The following is a 21,573-nucleotide window of genomic DNA, read 5'->3' on the forward strand; positions in this document are numbered from 1 at the left end:
AGTGCTTCAGCGTGAGAATCCGGGGAGCTGGTCAGGGCTGGCCGGGTGCAGCAGCCAGGAGCCCCAGACCGGCAGGTTGGGTTGGGCTTCGCGTTCGCCGGGCAGGGCGAACTGGGTGCCGCGCGCCAGCGGGCGCACCAGGCGCGGCGTCACCACGATCACCAGTTCCTTGTCTTCGCGTTTGTAATTGAGGTTGCGGAAGAACGAACCGATGATCGGCAGGTCGCCCAGGAACGGCACCTTGTCCACCATCGAGGACAGCTGGCTGCTGACCAGCCCACCGATCACGAAGCTCTCGCCGTCACCCAGCTCGATGGTGGTGTCGGCACGGCGGGTGGAGATGGCCGGGATCTGGGTGCCGTCCAGGCTGATGCCGCGGCTGTAGTCCAGGTCGCTGGCTTCGGGCGCGACCTTCAGCGCGATGCGATCGGCAGACAGCACGGTCGGGGTAACGGTCAGGCCGATGCCGAACGGCTTGAAAGTGACCGTGGTGGTGCCCAGGCCCTGCGGTTCGAGGATCGGCAGCTCGCCACCGGCCAGGAAGCTGGCGCTCTGGCCGGACAGGGCGACCAGCGTGGGTTCGGCCAGCACGCGCGCCATGCCGTTGCTCTGCAGCAGGTCGATGTTGGCGTTCCACGCGCCGGGGATGGAACTGGCCACCAGGTTGAAGGCCGAGGACAACGCGCTGCTGCCACCGCTGCCGGTGGGCGAGCTGATGCCGTAGGTGAAGCCACCGTTGGTGTTCTTGAAGCTGATGCCGACCTGGCGCAGCACGGTCTTGTTGAACTCGACCACCTTCACCTCGACCTGCACCACGCCGGTGCTGGCGATGGTGGCGGCATCGTTGATAGCGCCCTTTTCACCGACCGCCGAGGCCGCCGCCTTGCGGCTGGCCTCGTGTTCGAGCAGCGACGGGGAACTGCCGGACAGCAGCGCCTGGCCGCCCTGCACGGTGACCTGGGTGCCGCCCTCGCCGAGCAGGCCTCCCTGGATGGCATTGCGCACTTCCACGCGGATCCGCGAGGGCACCGGCTGGTTGCGCATCCACAGCAGCAGCGTGGTGCTGCCGGGCGACTTGCCGACCAGCAGGGCGTCGTTGTGGCGTCCCAGCCGGGTGATGTCGGCGATGGAGGGGTCGGCGATGGCGATGCGCTCCACGCCGGCCGGCAGGTTCCAGGGGCGTTGCTCGTTGAGCTCCAGCAACACGCTGGAGGCGGCCGGCAGCTGCTGGGCATGCGCCGGCTGAAGGGGCGCCAGCGCCAGCGATGCGACGCTGGACAGGGCCAGGACAGCGATGAGTGATGCGGTGTTGTACGGACGCTGGAGCAAGGCGGATCCCCCGATCAAGGCGAAGACAGGCGGTTGGACGGTGTTGTCCCGCGGATGATTTCGATGCCCGGCCGGGCCGCGGCACGCGGTGCACGGCTGCGCGCCGGTGCGCGGGTGGCGTTGGCGGTGACCGCGGGCCTGGCCGGGCTGTCGCCGGCCAGCGCCTGCAGGTCGATGCCGGCGTAGGCCTGGTTCTCCGGACGCTCGGCGGCGCTGGCCGTCGCGGCGTCGAGATCGCGGCGCAGGGCCAGTACCGGCGCCGGTGCGACGAAGATCGAGGCATCGGCCAAGGCGGTATCGCCGGGGTTGCGCAGGGCCAGGAACAACTTGCCGCTGTGCGCGGCCAGCAGCAGGCGGCCGGCGTCTTCCACCGGTACGGCCAGGATCGCGCTGCGTGCCTGGGTGGCGTTGCTGCCGCTGGAGGAGGAACTGCCGGAGCGCGAGGCGATGGTCTCGGCGCGGCTGCCGGGCTCGGGTGCGGCGCCGTCGCCGCTGCTGGCCGCCGTGGCCGGGTGCGGCTTGCCGACGTCGTCATCGCCGTAGCCCAGCACCCGCAGCCGCGACAGCAGCAAGCGCGCCTGCGGGTTGTCGTTGCGGCCGGCGCCGGCCTCGGACGGTGCCTGCAGGCTCATGAAAACATCCACGTAGTCGCCCGGGGTGATGCGGTTGCTGACGCCGGCCAGTTCGTCGACCGGCACCGATACCGCCCGCTCGCCGGGCTTGATGCCGGCGGCGATGCCCTGCAGCAGTTGCCCGGGCACCAGCATGGCGCCTGCGGCGATGGCCACGGCGGGGATCCGCCCGGTGACGTCACCGACGTTGGCGAAGCCTTCGCCGGCGGGCACCGGCAACTCGGTGGTGGACAGGTCGGCGGCGCTGATGGCCTGGCCGGCGGGCAGGGCACGGGTGGCGACCACCACCGCCCGGCGCGGGATGCCCGGCGCGCTGCTGGCTTGCGTGCCTGCCTCGGCCGGCGGGCGTCGCCCAAGGCCAAAAGCCAGTACAGCCAGGATGCCGGCGAGCACCAGCAGGAGGATGGCCGCAATGCGGATTGCCTTTGGCATCGTTGAAGCTCCGGTTGAGCGTGGGTCAGTTGCCGCCGAGGTCCAGTTGTACGGTTGCGGTGCTGCGCAGGGTCTGGCCCAGGGTCCAGCCCAACAGCGGGCCGGTGCCGGGCATGAACGGATGGCTGTCGTAGTCGTAGGACGCGGTGACCCGAATGCACTTCACGGTGGCATCGGAGGTGCAGGCGAACGGTTGCGACACGTTGATGGGCGCCGCGCTGGGATTGCTGCATGAAGCGCTGGCGCGGGAAAAGTTCAGCAGCCACTGCATCGAATGCGCGGCGGCTTGGCATGCATTGCTGCGACGTTGTGCGGTATCGCCGTATCGCAGGGCGGCACGTGCGCCTTCGCCGGCGGCCAGCGTCAGTGATTGCTTGGCGGCGAACACCATCACCCCGGTGAAGGTCACCAGCAGCAGCGGCAGCACGCCGAACATCAGCATGAAGGCGAACTCGAGCGTCACCACGCCGCGCTGCCCGCGGTGCTTCAGTCGTCCTCGATCAGCCATGGCTGGCTCCTTGCAGTACGTAGCCGATCATCGCCAGGCCAAGGTAGGCCGCGTACGGGATGCCACGGCGTCCTTGCCGTGTCGAACGCAGGTCCATCCGCCAATCCCGGATCCAGCCGGTGTTGCCCCAGCCGGCGACCCTGCGCTGCATGCCGGGTGCCGAGCTGGACAGCAGGGGCCACGCGACGACGAGGAGCGCGTGGACACCGGCGGCGAGGCTGGCGATCACCCAGATGGGAAGCAGTGCCTTGGTGCCGAGCAGGAAGCCGATGGTGGCGAAGAGTTTCACGTCGCCGGCGCCCATCCAGCCGATGACATGGAAGGGCAGCAGCACGAGCAGGCCCAGCACGCCGCCGGCCAAGCAGCTTGCCAGCCCCACCGGTGCGGCGTTGTGGCTGAGCTGGAGGAACAACACCAGGGCCAACGTGACGGCCAGCACGCCGTTGGAGACGCGCCGGGCGGCCAGGTCACTGATCGTGACCTGCAACCCCAGCAGCAGTGCCAGCAGCCCGACGGCGGTCATGGTGCGATGCCCTCCCGGCTCAGGTGCCTGCCACCACGTCTTCCAGTCGCGCCAACACGGTGGTGAAGATCGCGGTCAGGCCGTCGCGCGCGAAGAAGATGATGATGCCGGCGATGACGGCGGCCAGCAGGCCATATTCCAGGGCGGTGACACCGTCTTCCTGCTTGAGGAACTTGCGGATAGCGTTCATAGCGTTCTCCCTGATGACCCGGTGTCGGTGTTGCACCGACTGCAGCCGGGCAAAGATGGGCATCGCTGCCCGATGAAGGTCATTGGGATCTGCCTGACACCGACGGGAGTGTCGATGGTCGTGGGGGTGTAAGGAAAACTCCTATGAGCCCCTATTTCCGCTGTTTTCCCCTGTCGGCACGCATGGCATGCCCGGGAGCATCATTGCAATCGCAAGTCGCGATGCATGCGCATATTCGGCAAGAACAAAATGTTTTCCATATGTGTGACGTAAATCGCCATTTCACATAAAGCTCTTACGGAGCGTGCCGTTTTTTTTTGTCAGTATCCGCTTCAAGCGCCGCGCAACGCGGATGCTCTGGAAACGCGAATTACGCTTTGTTGCTGGTTTCAGATCGTGCGTGACGGGGTTGCGGCCGGAGGTGCCAGGCCGCAGACGGGGAATCGGACTTCTGGAGCGGATCCCAGAGGGATCCCGCAAAGGCGTGGACATGGATGCGATTGCGGACGGGAACGGATTGAAATCGTTCGACCTGGCGGCGTTGGGCAGCACCCTGCGCGTCTGTCACGTGGAGTTGGTGCTGCTGGACGACCAGCCCCCCACGGCCGCGGTGACCTCGTTCGTGCACGACCAGGCCTTGCTGTGCACCTTCCAGATCGGCGCGCGCGCGCGCGGCCGCTTCGTGCTGCCGCTGGACTGGTGCCTGCTCGGCTGCCTGCAGAGCGTCGACGCCGAGGCCAGTTGGTGCCATGGGGTGCCGTTGACCTCCGGCAACATCATCTCGGTCATGCCCGAAGGCGTCACCGAGTTCGCGCTGGGGGCGGGCAGCAAGGTCACCTTCGTGCTGGTGCCGCTCAAGCGCTTCGAGGAGCGTGCCAACGCCGCGCGCCTGGGCGGGTTGGGTGAAGGCGGCAACGTGCCGTTGGTCAGCGGGCGCACGCACGTGCCGCTGCAGGCGTACTACGAAGGGCTGCACGAACGCATCTGCGAAGGCGAGATCTCCGGCGACGAGATCGACGCGATGCTCGAGGCGCACGTGCGCGAGATCGTCGCCAACGGTTCGCCCGAACGGGTCTCGTGCAGCCGCAGCCGGCGCGCGCGCTACCTGATCTTCCGCCGTGCCGAGGACATGATGTACGCCAACCTGCGCCGGCACATCTACATGCAGGAGCTGTGCGACGCGGCCGGCGTGAGCGAGCGGGCGCTGCGCTATGCCTTCGAGGAGCTGGTCGGCATCTCGCCGGTGCGCTACCTGTCCATGCTGCGCCTGTGCGAAGCCTGCCGCAGCCTGTCCAATGCCGACGCGGGGCGAAAGTCGGTCAAGTCGATCGCGCTCAGCTGCGGCCTGTGGGACCTGTCGCGCTTCGCCGACAACTACCGCCGCGTGTTCGGCGAACTGCCCAGCGAAACACTCATGCGCGGCACTTATTCGAACAGCTGAGCGCACGTTCGTTCGGAATGTGCGGTCCATCAAACTTGGCGGGACGTTGCCGAATAGGTGCATTGCACTGCCGGTAACGCGCAACGCTTTGCCAATTGCCGGCATGGATGTGCCGGATGCGGGTAAGGGACGTTGTGTTTCAGCGCTGTACTGGCCTCACGCAAACGGATCGTCCAAGCCCGGGACGGTTCCTACCAGAGGCCCCTGCCATGAATCGCATCTATCGATTGATTTGGAACCGCACCCTCAACGCCTACGTGGTCGGCTCGGAGCTGACCGCGGCGCATGGCAAGCGCAGCGGCGCGAACTGCCTGTTGCCCCCCTGGTCGGTGGCCATGGTGGGCGCCGGTGGCTTGCTGGCCCTGGGGCTCGCCGGCGCGGCACACGCCACCGACGCGCGGCTGGATGACCTGCAGTCGCTGGTCGCCAAGTACAGCCAGACCGACGCGCACAGCATCGTCGCCAGCGCCCTGCCGGTCGGCGGCATGCAGGCGCGCGTCAACGCGACGGTGGCGGTGCAGCTGCCGGCGCCGGTGGCCGTGCAGGTGAAGGTGCCGGTGCAGGCGCGGTTGCAGGTTGCACCGACCCGCATTGGCGCGGGACTGTCGGTCGGCGCGCGCGCCACGCATGGCCATGCCGCCCCATCGGTATCGGCGACAACCGCGGCGCTGGCCACGGTGGCGTCGGCGGCCGGCGCGATCAAGGCCGGTGTGGGCGGCACGGCCCTGCTGCAGGTGTCGTCGCCGACGTCCGGGGCACCGGGCCATGGCGGACTGCTGGGGCTGGGCAACGTGTTGTTGCCGGGCAAGGAGGAAGGTGGCAACCCGGTACGCGCGGTGACCGGCGCCACGGTCAGTGCGGTCGAGGAACTGACCGGCGGCCTGTTGCAGGGGGCCGGCATCGGTGCGCTGGTGGACGGCGTGGTCAACGGCGCGACGCCGGTGGCGAACAGCACCGGCCATACGGCGGCAGGCGTGCTGGCCGGGGTGACGGGCTCCGGTGCGCTGGGGGCGGGCGTGGATCACACCGTCGGCGCACTCACCAGCGGCCTTGAGAACACCAGTGGCGCGCTGGCGCAGGGCCATGTGGCCGGCACCGTCAACCATGCACTGGCGACGGTTGACGGCACCATCGCCGCGGCCTTGCACGGTACTGGCAGCGCGCTGGGCGGCATCACCGGGTCGGCATCCGGCGTCGCCGGGCTCACCGGCGCGGCCGGCCACGTCACCCACGGGGTGATCGGTGGCGTGTCGCATGTGGTCAGCAGCCTGGGGAATGGCACGTCGGGTGGCGGCTCCGCCGGTCTTGGCGGGCTGACCGGTGTGATCGGTGGTTTGACGGGGGGCTTGACCAGCGGTGGTGCAGGCGAGGGCGCGGGCTTGGGCGGGTTGACCGGCGTGATCGGTGGCCTGACCGGCGGCCTGGGCGGCGGCGCAGGCCATGGCCTGATCGCGGCAGTCGGCACGCCGGTGGATGGCGTGGTCGATGGCGTCGCGCCGGTGCTCAATGGCGCGGGTGGCGCGCTGGGCCATGTCGTGGGCGGCGTGACCGGTTCGGCCGGGTTGGGAACCGGCGTGACCGCCACGGTGGGTACGCTGACCGGCGGCCTGCAGAACACCACCGCTGCACTGGCACAAGGCAATGTGCAGGGCACGGTGCAGCACTTGGCCGGCACGGTACAGGGCACGGTCTCCACGCTGGTGGGCGCGGTCGGCGATGCCGGCGGCAGCGGTGGCGGTCTGGGTGGGTTGACCGGTGTGATCGGTGGTTTGACGGGTGGTGGTGCAGGCGAAGGCGCAGGCTTGGGCGGGTTGACCGGTGTGGTCGGTGGCCTGACCGGCGGCCTGGGCGGCGGTGCAGGCCATGGCCTGATCGCGGCGGTCGGCACGCCGCTGGATGGCGTGGTCGATGGCGTCGCGCCGGTGCTCAATGGCGCGGGCGGCGCGCTGGGCCATGTCGTGGGGGGCGTGACCGGTTCGACCGGGTTGGGAACCGGCGTGACCGCTACGGTCGGTACGCTGACCGGCGGACTGCAGAACACCACCGGTGCATTGGCACAAGGCAATGTGCAGGGCACGGTGCAGCACCTGGCCGGCACGGTACAGGGCACGGTCTCCACGCTGGTGGGCGCGGTCGGCGATGCTGGCGGCAGCGGTGGCGGCCTGGGTGGGTTGACCGGCGTGATCGGTGGCCTGACCGGCGGTGCAGGCCATGGCCTGATCGCGGCAGTCGGCACGCCGGTGGATGGCGTGGTCGATGGCGTCGCGCCGGTGCTCAATGGCGCAGGCAGCGCGCTGGGCCATGTCGTGGGCGGCGTGACTGGTTCGGCCGGGTTGGGAACCGGCGTGAGCGCCACGGTCGGTACGCTGACCGGCGGGCTACAGAACACCACCGGTGCATTGGCACAAGGTGACGTGCAGGAAACCGTGCAGCAACTGGTGGGGACGGTGGGCGGTACCGTCTCGACCCTGCTGGGTGCAGTGGGTGGTGCGGCCGGCGGCAACGGGAATGGTGGCGCCGGGGCGGGGCTTGGCGGTCTGGGCAACGTCGTCGGTGGACTGACCGGCGCGGTGACGGGTCTGCTGGGCCAACTGGGCGGTGGTAGTGGCGGCACGACGCCCACTTCACCGGGCCAGGCGGTGACCGACGGGATTGGCGGCGTGGTCGATCTCACCGGTGGCTTGGTGGCGCAGACCGGCGTGGGGGGTGTGGTGGACGGCGTGGTGGATGGGGCCGCACCGGTGGTCAACGGGGCGGGCGCGGCAGTGGGAGGGCTGGTCGGCGGTCTCACCGGGTCAACCTCATTGGGCAACGGCGTCAGCGGCACGGTCGGCGCACTGACCGGTGGCCTGCAGAACACGACCGGCGCGCTCGCCCAGGGCGACCTGACCGGGACCGTGCAGAGCGCGTTGGGAACCGTCAACACCACGGCCGGCACCCTGCTGGGTGCGGTCGGAAGCACGCTGGGCGGGATCACCGGTTCGGCATCCGGGGTCAATGGCCTGACCAATCTGCTGACGGGCGTGACCGGCGGCGTGACCGGTGGGTTGTCCAATGTCGTCGGCCAGCTCACCGGCAATCCGGCGCCCACCTCGAATGCGCCGCCACCGGCGGGCCCGAGCGGCCTGGTGGTCGGCAACGGCGGCCTGGTGGGAACGGTCGGGCAGCTGATCGGGCCGACCGCCACCTCGCTGTTCGGCGGCAGTGGCTACACCCAGAACGGCAGCCTGACGATCAACAACGTCAACTTCGCGCAGGCCTATTCGACGCTCGAGGTCGCAGGGCTGCCGGTGGTCAATCTCAGCCCGGTGGGCGAACTGCTCGATGGCGCGGGCAGCGCCATCACCGGCGGCAATTCGCACCTGACCCTGATCGGTGGCGTGACCTCCGACAGCTACATCACCAACATCAACAACGGCGCGGCCGGTGGCCTGCTGGGCCTGCTGCTTCCCGACAGCGCGCCGGACTGGGCGTCGGACTGCCTGAACCTGGTGGGGATCATCAAGGACAAGTGCTGGGCCGTGCCGGCCGCGCAGGACTACCAGGTGCTGATCGGCGACGGTGCCTACGCCAACGGCTCCAAGGAGGTGGTGATCGGCACCAATGCGCGGCACGAGCTGGCGCAGCAGAACGCCAGCCAGGTCTTCGTCGACGCCAATGGCGTGATGACCGGCGTGCCCACCGCCGATTACGACGCGCGCCAGGGCCAGTCGGTGGTGATCGGTGACAGTGCGCTGGGTACGGCCAACGCACAGACCCTGCTCGGTGCCGGTGCAACGTCCAACAAGGCCAACAGCGTGGCGATGGGCTACAAGTCCAATGCCGACCGCGGTGGACTGGACAACTACAGCGCATTCGGCCTCACCGCGGCGCAGACCTCGATCGGCGAAGTGGCGGTCGGCTCGGCCGGCCGCGAGCGGCAGATCACCCACGTCGCGGCCGGCAGCCAAGCCACCGACGCGGTCAACCTCGCCCAGCTGCAGGGCGCGCTGTCGCTGATCAACACGATCGAGCAGAACGCGGTGCTGTACGACACCGATGCCAATGACGTGGCCGACTACGGCCATGTGACCCTGGGCGGTGGCAATGCGCCGAACGGCACGGTGGTCTCGAACCTGGCCGCGGGCCAGCTCAGCGCCACCAGCACCGAGGCGGTGAACGGTGCACAGCTGTTCGGCATCGGCCAGTCGATGGCGAGCTACCTGGGCGGCGGCTCCACCTTCAGCGTGGCGGGGGTGCTGTCCGCGCCGTCCTACGTGCTGAATGAAATCGGCGCGAACTGGCAGCTGACCTCGGCCACCTTCGGCAACATCGGCGCAGCGTTCAGTTCGATCAGCCAGTCGCTGGCCAACCTGGCCACCGGGACCAACCCCAACCCCGGCAGCAATCCGCTGGCGGTGGAATACACCCCCGATGGCGCCGGCAACCCGACCAACGTGGTCGCGCTGAAGGGGGATGGCAGCGGTGCGGCGGTGGCGGTGCGCAACGTGGCCGAGGGCAGCGTCGTGGCCGGCAGCCGCGATGCGATCAACGGCGGCCAGCTGGCCACCACCAACGAGGCGCTCGCCTCGGCCATTGGCGGCACCCTGCAGTACAACAGCACCACCGGCCAATGGTCCTCGGCGAGCTTCACCGTCAATTCGATCAATGCCAGTGGCGGGACCAACCAGCAGGTGCTGGACAACGTGACCGATGCACTGGCGGTGATGGACGGCTCCATCGTCAACGTCAACAAGCGCATCGACAACATCCAGAACGGTGGCGCGGGCAATGCCTACTTCTCGGTGAACTCGACCAAGGCGGCGGCTTCGGCCACCGGCCAGGATGCCGTTGCCGCCGGCCCGCAGGCTACCGCCAGCGGTACCCAGGCGGTGGCGATCGGCAACGGCGCCAACGCGTCGGCAGCCAACAGTGTGGCGCTGGGCGCAGGCTCGGTGGCCGACCGTGCCAACACCGTCTCGGTGGGTGCGACCGGCGCCGAACGCCAGGTCACCCATGTCGCCGACGGTAGCCAGGCCACCGATGCGGTCAACCTGCGCCAGCTGCAGGCATCGCAGGAAGGCACGGTGCGCTACGACAAGAACACCGACGGCAGCACCAACTACGCCAGCGTGACCATGGGCAAGGCCGGCACCTCCACGGTGATCCACAACGTGGCCACCGGCGTGGCACCCACCGATGCGGTGAACGTCGCACAACTCAACAAGGGCATGGGGGACGTGATGGACTGGTCCAGGAACTACACCGATCAGCGCTTCAACAGCATCTCGCGCGACATCAAGCGCGTGGATGACCGCGCCTCGGCCGGCATCGCCTCGGCGATGGCGATGGCCGGCCTGCCGCAGCCTTCGGAGGCCGGCAAACGCATGGCTTCGTTCGCGGCCAGCACCTTCCATGGCGAATCCAGCATGGCGGTGGGCGTGTCCGGGGTCTCCGATGGCGGGCGCTGGATCTACAAGCTCAGCGGCTCGGCCAATACCCGCGGCGACGGCGGCGTGACCGTCGGCGCCGGCTTCCAGTGGTGATGGCATGCAAGCTGCCGGTGCCTGGCACCGGCTTCCGGACAACAGCGCCTGGGCGCGGGGGAAGTCATGAACAGCAAATGGTCGGTACTGGCGCTGGTGGTGGCACTGGCGGCCTGCAGTAGCAAGGGTGAGGTGCGCGAGCGGGGGTTCCCGGATCCCGCACGCGCGTACCCGGCCGGCGGCACCTACGTGAACCTGGACAACCTGCGCCAATACGCGACGGGCATGAACAAGCACCAGGTGCAGACGCTGCTGGGCACGCCGCATTTCAACGAAGGCCTATGGGGGGTGCGGGAGTGGAACTACCTGTTCAACTTCCGGCGGGCGGTAGGGGCCACGCCGGTGCAATGCCAGTTCCAGGTTAAGTTCGACCACGACGGCGTGGCGGTGGGCCACGCGTGGCAGCCTGAAAGCTGCGCCGCCCTGCTCGAACCCGCTCCCGCACCACCCCCACCCGCACCACCGCCGCCACCGGTTGCGCCGGCGCCGCTGCGGATCGCCGCCGATGCCCTGTTCGCCTTCGACAGCGCCAAGCTTTCGGATGCCGGCAAGGCACGGCTGGCCGAGGTGGCCAGCACCGTGCGCGGGCAGGGCGCGGGCATGGACCTGACCGTGATCGGCTACACCGATCGCATCGGCAGCGATGCCTACAACATGGACCTGTCACAGCGCCGCGCCGCGGCGGTGCGCGGATACCTGGTCGAACAGGGCATCCTGGCCGGGTCGATCCGTGCCGAAGGACGCGGCAGCGCCGAGCCGTTGGTCCAGTGCAACGATGGCGGCCGGGCGGCGTTGGTGGCCTGCCTGGCACCGAACCGCCGCGTGGAGATCGCCGGCATCGGCAACTGACGGGGCAGGGCTGGAACGGGGGGAAGGAACGGCCGGCAATCCGTGCGATTGCCGGCCGCTGCCTTCACAATGACGCCGATGGTCGCCGCGTTCCGCGGGCGACCCGGGTCAGACAGGGTGCGTGGTGGCGTCGAGCAGGAAACAGATGTGGGGCTGGGCCGGTCCGGTCGCGGCGGTGGTGTGGCTGCTGGCCGTGTTCGGCTTCGGCATGCGCCTGGAGGGGTACGACCAGCTGCGGCATCCGGTGTCGCTGCTGGGCGCGCATGGCGTCCCTGGCGGCACCGCCTTCAGCATGCTGGGTTTCGTGCTGCCCGGCATCCTTGCCGCCGCGGCTGCGCTTGATCTGGCGCTGCGCATGCCGGTGACCGCCCCGCGCGCATTGCGGGTGGGAGGGCAGATGCTGCTGCTGGCCGCGGTGGCGTTCGCCGCGATGGGCCTGTTGCCGCTGGACGTGGAAGACATCGAGAACCGCGCCAGCCAGTACCACGCCAGCGCCTGGCTGCTGTGGTTGGTGGGCTTCAGTGCCGGTGCGCTCGCATTGCGCCTTGGCAGTGCCCGGGACGCGGCCTGGCGGCCGCTGGCCAACCTCGCGGTGGGGTGTGCGCTGTGGAGCCTGTGCAGCGCGTTCCTGTTCGAGATCGTCCTGCCGGTCGCCATGGCCCAGCGCCTGGCCTTCCTGGGCTGGCTGGTCTGGCTGCTGGGCGCGGCACGCCTGGCGCCAGCGCGTGGTTGAGCCCGGCTGACGCGGAAACCGGCCAACAGGCCGTGGGGCGTACATCGCAGGCTTGTTGAAACCATTGCGATATCAATGACCTGCGTTTGTCCCGCGGACAGCGGAGGGGACTGGATTGGAGTGCCATGATGCACTGCGGTACCCTTTGCGGCTTTGCCGTTGCCCAGCGTTGCCATGTCCAGCGTCGAACCCACTATGTACGATCCCCAGCAGGTTGAATCCGCCGCCCAGAAATTCTGGGAGGACACGCGCGCCTTCGAGGTCAGCGAGACCTCGGACAAGCCCAAGTACTACTGCCTGTCGATGCTCCCGTACCCGTCCGGTGCGCTGCACATGGGCCACGTGCGCAACTACACCATCGGCGACGTCATCAGCCGCTACAAGCGCATGACCGGCCACAACGTGCTGCAGCCGATGGGCTGGGACGCGTTCGGCCTGCCGGCCGAGAATGCCGCGATCAAGAACAAGACCGCGCCGGCCAAGTGGACCTACGCCAACATCGACCACATGCGTGGCCAATTCAAGGCGATGGGTTATGCGATCGACTGGTCGCGCGAGTTCGCCACCTGCACGCCGGACTACTACGTCCACGAGCAGCGCATGTTCACCCGCCTGATGCGCAAGGGCCTGGCCTACCGCCGCAACTCGGTGGTGAACTGGGACCCGGTCGACAACACCGTGCTGGCCAACGAGCAGGTCATCGACGGCCGTGGCTGGCGCTCCGGCGCCTTGGTCGAGAAGCGCGAGATCCCGCAGTGGTTCCTGCGCATCACCGACTACGCCCAGGAACTGCTGGACGGCCTGGATGAGCTGCCGGGCTGGCCGGATTCGGTCAAGACCATGCAGCGCAACTGGATCGGCCGCTCCGAAGGCCTGGAAATCCAGTTCGACGTGCGTGACGTGGATGGCGCCGCACTGGACCCGCTGCGCGTGTTCACCACCCGCCCGGACACGGTGATGGGCGTGAGCTTCGTCTCCATCGCCGGCGAGCACCCGCTGGCCCTGCACGCGGCCAAGAGCAACCCGGCGCTGGCCGCGATGCTGGCCGAGCTGAAGCAGGGCGGCGTGTCCGAGGCTGAACTGGAAACCCAGGAAAAGCGCGGCATGGACACCGGCCTGAAGGCCATCCATCCGGTCAGCGGCGAACAGGTGCCGATCTGGGTCGCCAACTTCGTGCTGATGGGCTACGGCACCGGCGCGGTGATGGCGGTGCCGGGCCACGACCAGCGCGATTTCGAGTTCGCCACCAAGTACAACCTGCCCAAGAAGCAGGTCATCGCGCTGAAGCATCCGAAGAACGACGACGAGCGCAGCTACGACGCCAACCGTTGGCAGGACTGGTACACCGACAAGACCCGCGAAACCGAACTGGTCAATTCCGCCGAATTCGACGGGCTGGATTTCCAGGGCGCCTTCGAGGCGCTGGCCGAGCGCTTCGAGCGCAAGGCCCAGGGCCAGCGCCGCGTCAACTACCGCCTGCGCGACTGGGGCGTGAGCCGCCAGCGCTATTGGGGCTGCCCGATCCCGGTGATCTACTGCGACAGCTGTGGCGCGGTGCCGGTACCGGAAGACCAGCTGCCGGTGCTGCTGCCGGAAGACGTCACCCTCAACGGCACCGGTTCGCCGCTCAAGGCCGACCTGGAATGGCGCAAGACCACCTGCCCGGAATGTGGCGGCGCGGCCGAGCGCGAGACCGATACCTTCGACACCTTCATGGAGTCGAGCTGGTACTACGCCCGCTACACCTCGCCGGGTGCACGCGAGGCCGTGGACAAGCGTGGCAACTACTGGCTGCCGGTGGACCAGTACATCGGTGGCATCGAGCACGCCATCCTGCACCTGATGTATTTCCGCTTCTTCCACAAGCTGCTGCGCGATGCACGCATGGTGGAGAGCAACGAGCCGGCGCAGAACCTGTTGTGCCAGGGCATGGTCATCGCCGAAACCTTCTACCGCCAGAACAGCGACGGTTCCAAGGACTGGTTCAACCCGGCCGACGTGGACGTGGTGCGCGACGAGCGCGGCCGCATCACCGGTGCCACCCTGCGTGGCGATGGCCAGCCGGTGGTGATCGGCGGCACCGAGAAGATGTCCAAGTCCAAGAACAACGGCGTCGACCCGCAGGCGATGGTGGCCAAGTACGGTGCCGACACCGTGCGCCTGTTCTCGATGTTCGCCGCGCCGCCGGAGCAATCGCTGGAGTGGAACGAGGCCGGTGTGGACGGCATGTCCCGCTTCCTGCGCCGCCTGTGGACGATGGTGCAGAAGCATGCCGCCGACGGCAGCGCGCCGGCGCTGGACGTTGCGGCGCTGAGCGCCGAGCAGAAGGCGATCCGCCGCAAGACCCACGAGACGATCGGCAAGGTCGGTGACGACTATGGTCGCCGCCACGCCTTCAACACCGCCATCGCCGCGGTGATGGAACTGCTCAACGCGCTGGCCAAGTTCGACGATGCCAGCGCGCAGGGCCGCGCGGTGCGCCAGGAGGCCCTGCAGGCCACCGTGCTGCTGCTGAACCCGATCACCCCGCATGCCTGCCACGCGATGTGGCAGCTGCTGGGCAACGCGCAGACCCTGCTGGAAGACCAGCCGTTCCCGCAGGCCGACGCCGCGGCATTGGTCAAGGACGCGCTGACCCTGGCCGTGCAGGTCAATGGCAAGCTGCGTGGCACGATCGAAGTGGCCGCCGATGCCCCGCGCGAGCTGATCGAGGCCGTGGCCAAGGAAGAGCCGAACACGGCCAAGTTCCTGGAAGGCCTGGCCATCCGCAAGGTGATCATCGTTCCGGGCAAGATCGTCAACATCGTCGCGGCCTGAGCGGCCGTGATGACCCGTTACCCGCGGTGATGCCGCGGGTACCGGTGTTCCCGTGGACGGGGCAGGGGGAAGGCTTCACCCCGGCAGCCCTGGCCGGCAGCGGGCGTGGTTTCATTGGCGCTCACGCGTGATGCGCGATGATGCGGGCCGCTTTCTATTGCCGCTCCCGGCCGGCTCCGCCAGACTGTGCCCATGACCCGAACCCTGATTGCCCTGATCCTCGCCACCGGCCTGACCGGCTGTGGTTTCCATCTGCGCAACACGCTGACCCTGCCGGCGGACACGCCTGCGGTCCGCGTCGATTCGAGCGTGCGCTACAGCGAGCTGGTGAAGCTGCTCAACCGGGGCCTGCATGCATCCGGTGCCACCGTGATCCAGAGCGACGGTTCGCCGCCGCGCAAGAGCGACCAGTTCGCCCGCCTGCAGGTGCGTTCCGAGCGCTGGGGCGACCTGCCGATCGCCATCGACGCGCAGGGGCGCTCGCAGGAGTACAGCCTGCGTTATGCGGTGGTGTTCGGCTTCTACCGCCCGGATGGCTCGACCATCGTGCCGGAGCAGGTGATCGAGCTTTCGCGCGACTACGTGTCCCAGCCGACCGATGTCACCGGTACCACCACCGAGCGTGAAATCCTGGCCGACGAGCTCCGCCGCGAGATGTCGGCCTCGATCCTGCGCCGCATCGACAGCGTCGTCCGCGCCGATGCCGAGAAACTAAAGGCAGCTCCCCCGGGTCCCCCGGCGGACGGCAAGGGCGATGCCCATTGAGCGCCCCGGAATGACTGCGCTGCGGGCGTGGCGGGGCTGAGCCGTGGAACTGCGTCCTGAACAGCTTGCCGGGCAGATCGGTGGTCAACCGCTGGCACCGGTCTACCTGATCGCCGGCCCCGAGCTGCTGCGCGTGATTGAAGCCGCCGACGCGGTGCGCGCGCGCGCCCGCGCCGAGGGCATCGGCGAACGCGAGGTGTTCGATGCCGACGGCCGCGATTTCGACTGGGGACAGTTGTCTTCCAGCTTCAACGCGCCCAGCCTGTTCAGTGCGCGCCGCCTGGTCGAACTGCGCCTGCCCAGCGGCAAGCCGGGCAAGGAGGGCGCCGAGGTCATCAGTGATTTCTGCGCACAGCCGCCGCCGGATGTGGTGCTGCTGATCACCGCCGGCGAGTGGAGCAAGGCGCACCAGGGTAAATGGACCGAAGCGGTCAGCCGCATTGGTGTGCTCTCGGTGGCCTGGGCGATCAAGCCACATGAACTGGGGGACTGGATTGAGCGCCGCTTGCGGGCCAAGGGCCTGCGCGCCGATCCGGCCGCCGTGCAGCGGTTGAGCGAGCGGGTGGAAGGCAACCTGCTGGCTGCCGCGCAGGAAATCGACAAGCTGGCGCTGCTCGCCGAAGGGCAGGCGCTGGACGTGGCGAAGATGGAATCGCTGGTGGCCGATGCCGCCCGCTACGACGTGTTCAGGCTCAGCGAGGCTACCTTCGCCGGGCAGCCGCAGGCCGTGCTGCGCATGCTCGCCGGCCTGCGTGGCGAAGGCGAGGCCGTGGCCGCGCTGATGCCGATCCTGATCCGTGAACTGCTGCTCACCGCAGGCCTTGCCCGAGTACAGGCCAGCGGCGGCAACCTGGCCGGCGAGATGAAGGCCAAGGGCATCTGGGAGTCGCGCCAGGCACCGTTCAAGAGGGCCCTGCAGCGCCACCCGGACCCCAAGCGCTGGGAGCGCTTCGTCGCCGAGGCCTCGCTGGTTGACCGCATGGCCAAGGGGCGCGCCGAAGGTGATCCGTGGCTGGCGCTGGAGCGCCTGCTGGTGGCCGTGTCCGAAGCACGCGCGGTGCGCCTGCTGGCACGGGTGCGCTGACATGCGGCAAGCCGGCCGTGAAGGCGGGCTGCTGGTGTTCTACGGCGGCACGTTCGACCCGATCCACAACGGCCACCTGGCCATCGCCCGGTGCGCCGCGCAGGAGCTGCAGGTGCCGGTGCGGCTGATGCCGGCGGCCGATCCGCCGCACCGCGCGCCGCCGGGCGCCGATGCGCAGACCCGTACGGCGATGCTGGAGCGGGCGGTCGCCGATGATCCGGCGTTGCGCGTGGACCGGCGTGAGCTGGAGCGGGCCCGGCGCCTGCCCGGCGTGCCGTCGTGGACGGTGGATACGCTGCGCGAACTGCGGGCCGAACAGGGACCGCAACGGCCGCTGGCGCTGCTGATGGGCGCGGACAGCCTGCTGGGCCTGCCCACCTGGCATGAATGGGAATCCCTGCTGCCACTGGCCCACATCGTGGTGGCCGACCGTCCGGGCAGCGCACTGGAGGATGGACTGCCCGAGCCGCTGGCCAGCCACCTGCGCCAGGCCTGGGCCAGCGGCCCGGAGGTACTGGCCGCCTTGCCTGCCGGGCGGGTCTGGCGGCTGCGCCAACCGCTGCAGGGCGAGTCCGCCACCGCCGTGCGCGCGCTGATCGCCAGCGGCGGGAACTGGCGGCCCCTGGTGCCCGCAGCGGTGGCCGCCTACATCCAGGCACGGGGCCTGTATGGCTGCACCTCCACGCAGTGAATGCCGGCAGCGGCCGGGTTCTCTATAATCGTCCCCTTATTCATCGAGTTATGCCGCTTTGAGCACCGAAGCCCAAGTCATCAAGACCCAACTGCCCAGCCCGCCGCCGTCCGTCCCGGCCCTGCTGGCGTCCGTTCACGCCGCACTGGAAGAGATCAAGGCCAAGGATGCGGTGGAGATCGACGTGCGCGGCAAGTCCAGCGTCGCCGATTACCTGGTGATCGCTTCGGGCACCTCGACCCGCCACGTCAAGTCCATCGGTGACGAAGTGGTGCGTTTTGCCAAGGAACTGGGCGTGATGCCGCTGGGCGTGGAAGGCGAGCGCGAAGCGGAATGGGTGCTGGTGGACCTGGGCGACGTCATCGTCCACGTGATGCTGCCGCGCGTGCGCGAGTTCTATGCACTGGAGCGCCTGTGGACGGTGGGTGACCAGCCGCCGTCGGACGACGAGGACGCGCAGCAGGGCTGATCGCCCCGCCGTAGCAGCCATGACGGCGCCGCAGGGCGCCGTTTCCATTTGACCCCGCCGCGCCGGAGCGTGTCGATGAAAGCCAAGTTGATTGCCACCGGCGAACGTGCGCCGTCCTGGGTCGCGCAGGGCTTCGCCGAATACCAGAAGCGCCTGTCGCACTGGTTGCCGCTGGAGCTGGTCGAGATCGAGCCGGGCCTGCGTGGCAAGGGCAGGGACCCGAAGCGCGCGATCGAGGACGAGGGCAAGCGCGTGTTGGCGGCGTTGCCGAAGAATCCCTATGTGGTCGCGCTGGACGTACCGGGCCGGCAGCTCAGTTCCGAGCAGCTGGCGCAACGCCTGGAGCATTGGCGTTCGCAGGGGCGCGACCTGGCATTCCTGATCGGCGGCCCGGAAGGACATGCGGCCGAGGTATCGGCGGTGGCCGATGAAAAGTGGTCGATCGGTCCGTTGACCTTGCCGCACATGCTGGTGCGGCTGGTGGTGGCCGAGCAGTTGTATCGCGCGGCGGCGATGTTGGCCAACCACCCCTACCATCGCGCGTGATTAGCGTATAGAATGCGCCTCCCCGCCCGAATAGCTCAGCCGGTTAGAGCACTTGACTGTTAATCAGGGGGTCGTTGGTTCGAGTCCAACTTCGGGCGCCAGATTCGAAAAAGCCGCGAGCAATCGCGGCTTTTTCTTTGTGTGCGTCGCGTGCTGCCGCGGCCGTCGGGCCGCGGCAGCCGTCTGGCTCAGTTGAAGGTGTACTTGGCACCGAGCGTGAAGTAGCGGCCCACCGCACCACTGAAATGCAGCGGGTTGTAGTTGACCGCGCCATAGGTCAACGGATCCAGCGGCGCGATGCGGTCGGTGACGTTCTGGACCGAACCGAAGATCTCCAGCGCGTCGGTCGCACGCCAGCGGCCGGACAGGTCGATGGTGTAGAACGAACGCAGTTCGCAGCCACGCGGCGCATCACTGCCATCGGCGTAGTGGTTGGCGCAGCTGTCACCTTCGAAGGCGACGTTGTCCATGCTGCCGATGTAGTTGCCGATCGCGCTCACGCTGAAACGGTCCATGTCCCAGGTTACGCCCAGGTTGAAGCGGTCCTTCGGCGTGCCGATGCAGTTGGTGACGTCGCAGTTGCCATGCGTGCCGGCGTACTGGAACTTGGTGCCGGTGCCATCGTCGCGCTCGAAGGAGTTGATCCGGGTCCACTGCAGGTCCATCAGCAGCTTGCCGTAGGCGCCCATTTCCACGCGCTGGCGGATGTCGAAGTCGAAGCCGCGGATGGTGGTGGAAGCGGAGTTGATGTAGTCCACGCTGACCGCCAGCAGGCTGCCGCTGTTGGGAACGCCCGGCAGGTCGTTGTCGCTGCGGATGCCGCGCCCGGCGGCCAATGCCAGGTCGGTGTCGCCCTGGTTGATCTCGTTGGTGCGCTTGATCTGCCAAGCGTCCAAGGTCAGCGTGGTGGTGGGCGTCGGGTCCAGCACCAGGCCGACGGTGTAGCTCTTGGATTCCTCCGGCTTCAGGTTGGGATTGGCCGAGGTGATGATGGCGAGGTTGACCGCGCAATCGGCCGCGGTGGCGCCCGGTGCAGGCGTGCCGCCGGGGCAACGGACCGGGTCGCGGGCGGTGCTGAAGGCCGCCAGGCCACCGTCACCGGCTTCGGCCGGCCCTGGCGCGCGGAAGCCCTCGGCATAGGTGGCGCGCACCGCGATCCAGTCGGCCGGCGTCCACTTGATGCCGACCTTCGGCGTGGTGGCGGTATCGCCGCCCTTGTACTTGTCCACGCGCAGGGCGCCGGAGAGCTCCAGTGACTCAAGCACCGGGGCCACCATTTCCGCGTATGCCACCGCTACTTCCTGGGTGCCCTTGTAGGCCGAATAGCCCAGGCCGATGATGTCGCCCAGGTCGGTGTAGCTCTGCGGGTCGAGGTTGGCTTTCTGCCGCCGGTACTCCGCACCGAAGGCCAGGCCGAGCGGGCCGCCGGCAAGGTCGGCGATGCTGCGGCTGGCCTTGAAGTCGATCATGTCCAGCGTGGTCGATGCGTCGGCGTGGATGGTCGGCGAGATGTAGTCATACAGCGCCTGCGTGTTCTGACCGGCGCTGGCACCGATGCGCCACCAGCCGACCGGGCTGTTGGGGTCGGTCAATGCCGTACGTACATGGCTGTAGCGCAGGAACCCCCGACGCTCGTTGACCAGCTGCGTGGCCGAGTGCAGGTAGGCGGTGTCGATGTCCCAGGCGCCCGCGGTGCCCTTCACCCCGACCAGGAAGCGGGTGAACTCGTTGGTATTGATGGTCACGCGCGGGCCCACGTCGAACGCGGCGTAGCGCAGGCGCGCGTCCACGCCGAGCGGGTTGTCCGGATGGGCGGCGCCCAGCACGGTGGCGCCGCTGCCGCTGCTGGCGTTCACCGGGCCTCCCGGGTAGCCCCACGAGCCGGACACGCCGTTGGGCGTGTTGTAGAACTCGGTCTTCTTCTTCGAGTAGCCGAACTCGCCGTACATCTCGAAGTTGTCCGAAAGCGCGAAGGTGCCGCGCGCGAACAGGTTGCCGAACTCCTCGCTGGGGGTGAGGCTGCGGAAGTCCTGCGTTTCCCACAGGCAGCCGCCACCGGGGTCCACCGGCGTGATGCGGGAGAACTGCGCGCACCCGGGCAGCGATTGGTACAGGCCGGTGGCGGGGTCGCGGATGCTGCCCACCGGCGAGTTGCCGGCCACCGTGCCGCCGGCGGTGATCGCGCCGTTGAGCGGGAAGAACTGGCCGCCGGCGACCCGATCAAAGCCGTAGCGGCTCAGGTCGCCGTTGCCGATCCACTTGCGGTCGCGGCGGTCGGAGATGCGGATGCCGTCGGTCTTGCTGACGTCGATGCTGACGAAGGCGTTGAAGCCGTCCTCATCGAGGTTGCCGACGCCGGCGGTCAGCGATGCCTTGCGCGCATCGCCGTCGCTGTCGCCGGACGTGCCGTACGACGCCTTGAGCATGGCGCCGGTGAAGTCGCGGCGCAGGATGATGTTGACCACGCCGGCGATGGCGTCCGAGCCGTAGATGGCCGAGGCGCCGTCCTTGAGCACTTCGACCCGTTCGACCGCATCCATCGGGATGACGCTCAGGTCGGTGAATACCTTCTGCCCGTCGTCGGCCAGGCCGTACGGGGCCATGCGCCGGCCATTGAGCAGTACCAGGGTCGACGCGGCACCCAGGCCGCGCAGCGAGATGCCAGAGCCGCCGCCGGCAAAACCGGTGCCGAAGCTCTTGGGGATGGAGCCGGCGCCGTCGCTGGTCAGGGTCTGCAGGTACTCGGCGATGGTGGCCTTGCCGGTGCGGTCGATCTCCTGGCGGGTGATGATCTGCACCGGCGACGCGGTTTCGGTGGTGGCGCGGGGAATGTTGGAACCGGTGACGGTTATCCGGTCCAGAGTGGTGGCCTTTTCATCCTGGGCCATGGCCAGGGGGGCGGTGGCGAGCAGGGCGGTGGGCACCAGCAGCAAGCGTGAAAGGGAACTGCAAAGTCGGGTGGGGCGGCAGGCGGAATGCCGGCGAGTCGGATGTTTCACAGTCATCTCTCCAGTGGAACTGCGGAAATGGCCGCCAGAA

16 protein-coding genes and 1 tRNA gene are annotated in these 21,573 nt (G+C 68.6%); 11 read left to right on the plus strand and 6 right to left on the minus strand.

The annotated features are described in order from the left end of the window. Positions 1-6: 6 nt before the first annotated feature. Genes VA603_RS02745 through VA603_RS02765 form a run of 5 tightly spaced genes read right to left on the minus strand, consistent with a single transcriptional unit; the run spans position 7 to position 3,614 of the window. Positions 7-1,296, minus strand: a complete 1,290-nt coding sequence (locus tag VA603_RS02745) for a type II and III secretion system protein family protein (RefSeq protein ID WP_425603657.1) — start codon at positions 1,294-1,296, stop codon at positions 7-9. 47 nt (positions 1,297-1,343) lie between these two features. Beyond that, entirely contained in the window at positions 1,344-2,393 is a 1,050-nt protein-coding gene (gene cpaB / locus VA603_RS02750; RefSeq protein WP_323437863.1) for a Flp pilus assembly protein CpaB, read from the minus strand. 25 nt (positions 2,394-2,418) lie between these two features. Continuing rightward, positions 2,419-2,901 carry a TadE/TadG family type IV pilus assembly protein gene (locus VA603_RS02755; RefSeq protein ID WP_192286256.1) on the minus strand — a complete coding sequence of 161 codons (483 nt, stop codon included), beginning with the start codon at positions 2,899-2,901 and terminating at the stop codon, positions 2,419-2,421. Beyond that, positions 2,894-3,424 (minus strand): A24 family peptidase, encoded by a 531-nt coding sequence (locus VA603_RS02760; RefSeq protein ID WP_323437864.1) that lies wholly within the window; start codon positions 3,422-3,424, stop codon positions 2,894-2,896. Before VA603_RS02760 ends, VA603_RS02755 begins: the two co-directional genes overlap by 8 nt. 19 nt (positions 3,425-3,443) lie before the next feature. Then, a complete protein-coding gene (locus tag VA603_RS02765; RefSeq protein ID WP_132864433.1) occupies positions 3,444-3,614 on the minus strand; it encodes a Flp family type IVb pilin in 171 nt (56 codons plus the stop codon). A gap of 517 nt (positions 3,615-4,131) precedes the next feature. On the opposite strand from VA603_RS02765, the gene VA603_RS02770 reads away from it, so the two are divergent. From VA603_RS02770 to VA603_RS02820, 11 genes are all read left to right on the plus strand, one after another. Beyond that, the gene (locus tag VA603_RS02770) at positions 4,132-5,055 is read left to right on the plus strand and encodes an AraC family transcriptional regulator (RefSeq protein ID WP_313256156.1); all 924 of its coding nucleotides are present in this window, start codon (positions 4,132-4,134) and stop codon (positions 5,053-5,055) included. Between the two features lie 209 nt (positions 5,056-5,264). Then, on the plus strand, positions 5,265-10,580 hold the full coding sequence (locus VA603_RS02775) for an ESPR-type extended signal peptide-containing protein (protein ID WP_323437865.1): 5,316 nt from the start codon (positions 5,265-5,267) through the stop codon (positions 10,578-10,580). Between the two features lie 66 nt (positions 10,581-10,646). Next, a complete protein-coding gene (locus VA603_RS02780) occupies positions 10,647-11,429 on the plus strand; it encodes an OmpA family protein (protein WP_323437866.1) in 783 nt (260 codons plus the stop codon). Positions 11,430-11,574: 145 nt separating this feature from the next. Continuing rightward, positions 11,575-12,162, plus strand: coding sequence for a DUF998 domain-containing protein (locus VA603_RS02785; RefSeq protein ID WP_323437867.1), 588 nt, complete (start codon positions 11,575-11,577; stop codon positions 12,160-12,162). A 174-nt stretch (positions 12,163-12,336) separates the two neighbouring features. Beyond that, complete coding sequence (leuS, locus tag VA603_RS02790; RefSeq protein ID WP_323437868.1) at positions 12,337-14,979, plus strand: leucine--tRNA ligase; 2,643 nt, start codon at positions 12,337-12,339, stop codon at positions 14,977-14,979. 192 nt (positions 14,980-15,171) lie between these two features. Beyond that, the gene (locus VA603_RS02795; protein WP_323437869.1) at positions 15,172-15,744 is read left to right on the plus strand and encodes an LPS-assembly lipoprotein LptE; all 573 of its coding nucleotides are present in this window, start codon (positions 15,172-15,174) and stop codon (positions 15,742-15,744) included. Between the two features lie 43 nt (positions 15,745-15,787). After that, entirely contained in the window at positions 15,788-16,828 is a 1,041-nt protein-coding gene (holA, locus tag VA603_RS02800) for a DNA polymerase III subunit delta (RefSeq protein WP_323437870.1), read from the plus strand. Between the two features lies 1 nt (position 16,829). After that, positions 16,830-17,519, plus strand: coding sequence for a nicotinate-nucleotide adenylyltransferase (nadD, locus tag VA603_RS02805; protein ID WP_323437871.1), 690 nt, complete (start codon positions 16,830-16,832; stop codon positions 17,517-17,519). A 58-nt stretch (positions 17,520-17,577) separates the two neighbouring features. Then, the gene (gene rsfS / locus VA603_RS02810; protein WP_132864424.1) at positions 17,578-17,988 is read left to right on the plus strand and encodes a ribosome silencing factor; all 411 of its coding nucleotides are present in this window, start codon (positions 17,578-17,580) and stop codon (positions 17,986-17,988) included. Positions 17,989-18,063: 75 nt separating this feature from the next. Further along, positions 18,064-18,534 (plus strand): 23S rRNA (pseudouridine(1915)-N(3))-methyltransferase RlmH, encoded by a 471-nt coding sequence (rlmH, locus tag VA603_RS02815; protein WP_132864423.1) that lies wholly within the window; start codon positions 18,064-18,066, stop codon positions 18,532-18,534. A gap of 24 nt (positions 18,535-18,558) precedes the next feature. Further along, positions 18,559-18,635 (plus strand) — tRNA-Asn (locus tag VA603_RS02820). A gap of 87 nt (positions 18,636-18,722) precedes the next feature. On the opposite strand, the gene VA603_RS02825 is transcribed toward VA603_RS02820, so the two are convergent. Beyond that, positions 18,723-21,533 carry a TonB-dependent receptor gene (locus VA603_RS02825; protein ID WP_323437872.1) on the minus strand — a complete coding sequence of 937 codons (2,811 nt, stop codon included), beginning with the start codon at positions 21,531-21,533 and terminating at the stop codon, positions 18,723-18,725. Positions 21,534-21,573 lie beyond the last annotated feature (40 nt).

It is taken from the genome of Stenotrophomonas capsici, assembly GCF_034961085.1.
In the GTDB taxonomy this organism is placed as follows: Bacteria; Pseudomonadota; Gammaproteobacteria; order Xanthomonadales; family Xanthomonadaceae; genus Stenotrophomonas; species Stenotrophomonas capsici.

Bases quoted from the DNA above. Each gene is read 5' to 3' on its own strand.
- rlmH (WP_132864423.1), top strand. From the start codon at position 18,064: ATGAAAGCCAAGTTGATTGCCACCGGCGAACGTGCGCCGTCCTGGGTC.
- nadD (WP_323437871.1), top strand. From the start codon at position 16,830: ATGCGGCAAGCCGGCCGTGAAGGCGGGCTGCTGGTGTTCTACGGCGGC.
- leuS (WP_323437868.1), top strand. From the start codon at position 12,337: ATGTCCAGCGTCGAACCCACTATGTACGATCCCCAGCAGGTTGAATCC.
- VA603_RS02765 (WP_132864433.1), bottom strand. From the start codon at position 3,614: ATGAACGCTATCCGCAAGTTCCTCAAGCAGGAAGACGGTGTCACCGCC.
- VA603_RS02780 (WP_323437866.1), top strand. From the start codon at position 10,647: ATGAACAGCAAATGGTCGGTACTGGCGCTGGTGGTGGCACTGGCGGCC.
- VA603_RS02775 (WP_323437865.1), top strand. From the start codon at position 5,265: ATGAATCGCATCTATCGATTGATTTGGAACCGCACCCTCAACGCCTAC.
- VA603_RS02785 (WP_323437867.1), top strand. From the start codon at position 11,575: ATGTGGGGCTGGGCCGGTCCGGTCGCGGCGGTGGTGTGGCTGCTGGCC.
- VA603_RS02755 (WP_192286256.1), bottom strand. From the start codon at position 2,901: ATGGCTGATCGAGGACGACTGAAGCACCGCGGGCAGCGCGGCGTGGTG.
- VA603_RS02760 (WP_323437864.1), bottom strand. From the start codon at position 3,424: ATGACCGCCGTCGGGCTGCTGGCACTGCTGCTGGGGTTGCAGGTCACG.
- cpaB (WP_323437863.1), bottom strand. From the start codon at position 2,393: ATGCCAAAGGCAATCCGCATTGCGGCCATCCTCCTGCTGGTGCTCGCC.
- VA603_RS02795 (WP_323437869.1), top strand. From the start codon at position 15,172: ATGACCCGAACCCTGATTGCCCTGATCCTCGCCACCGGCCTGACCGGC.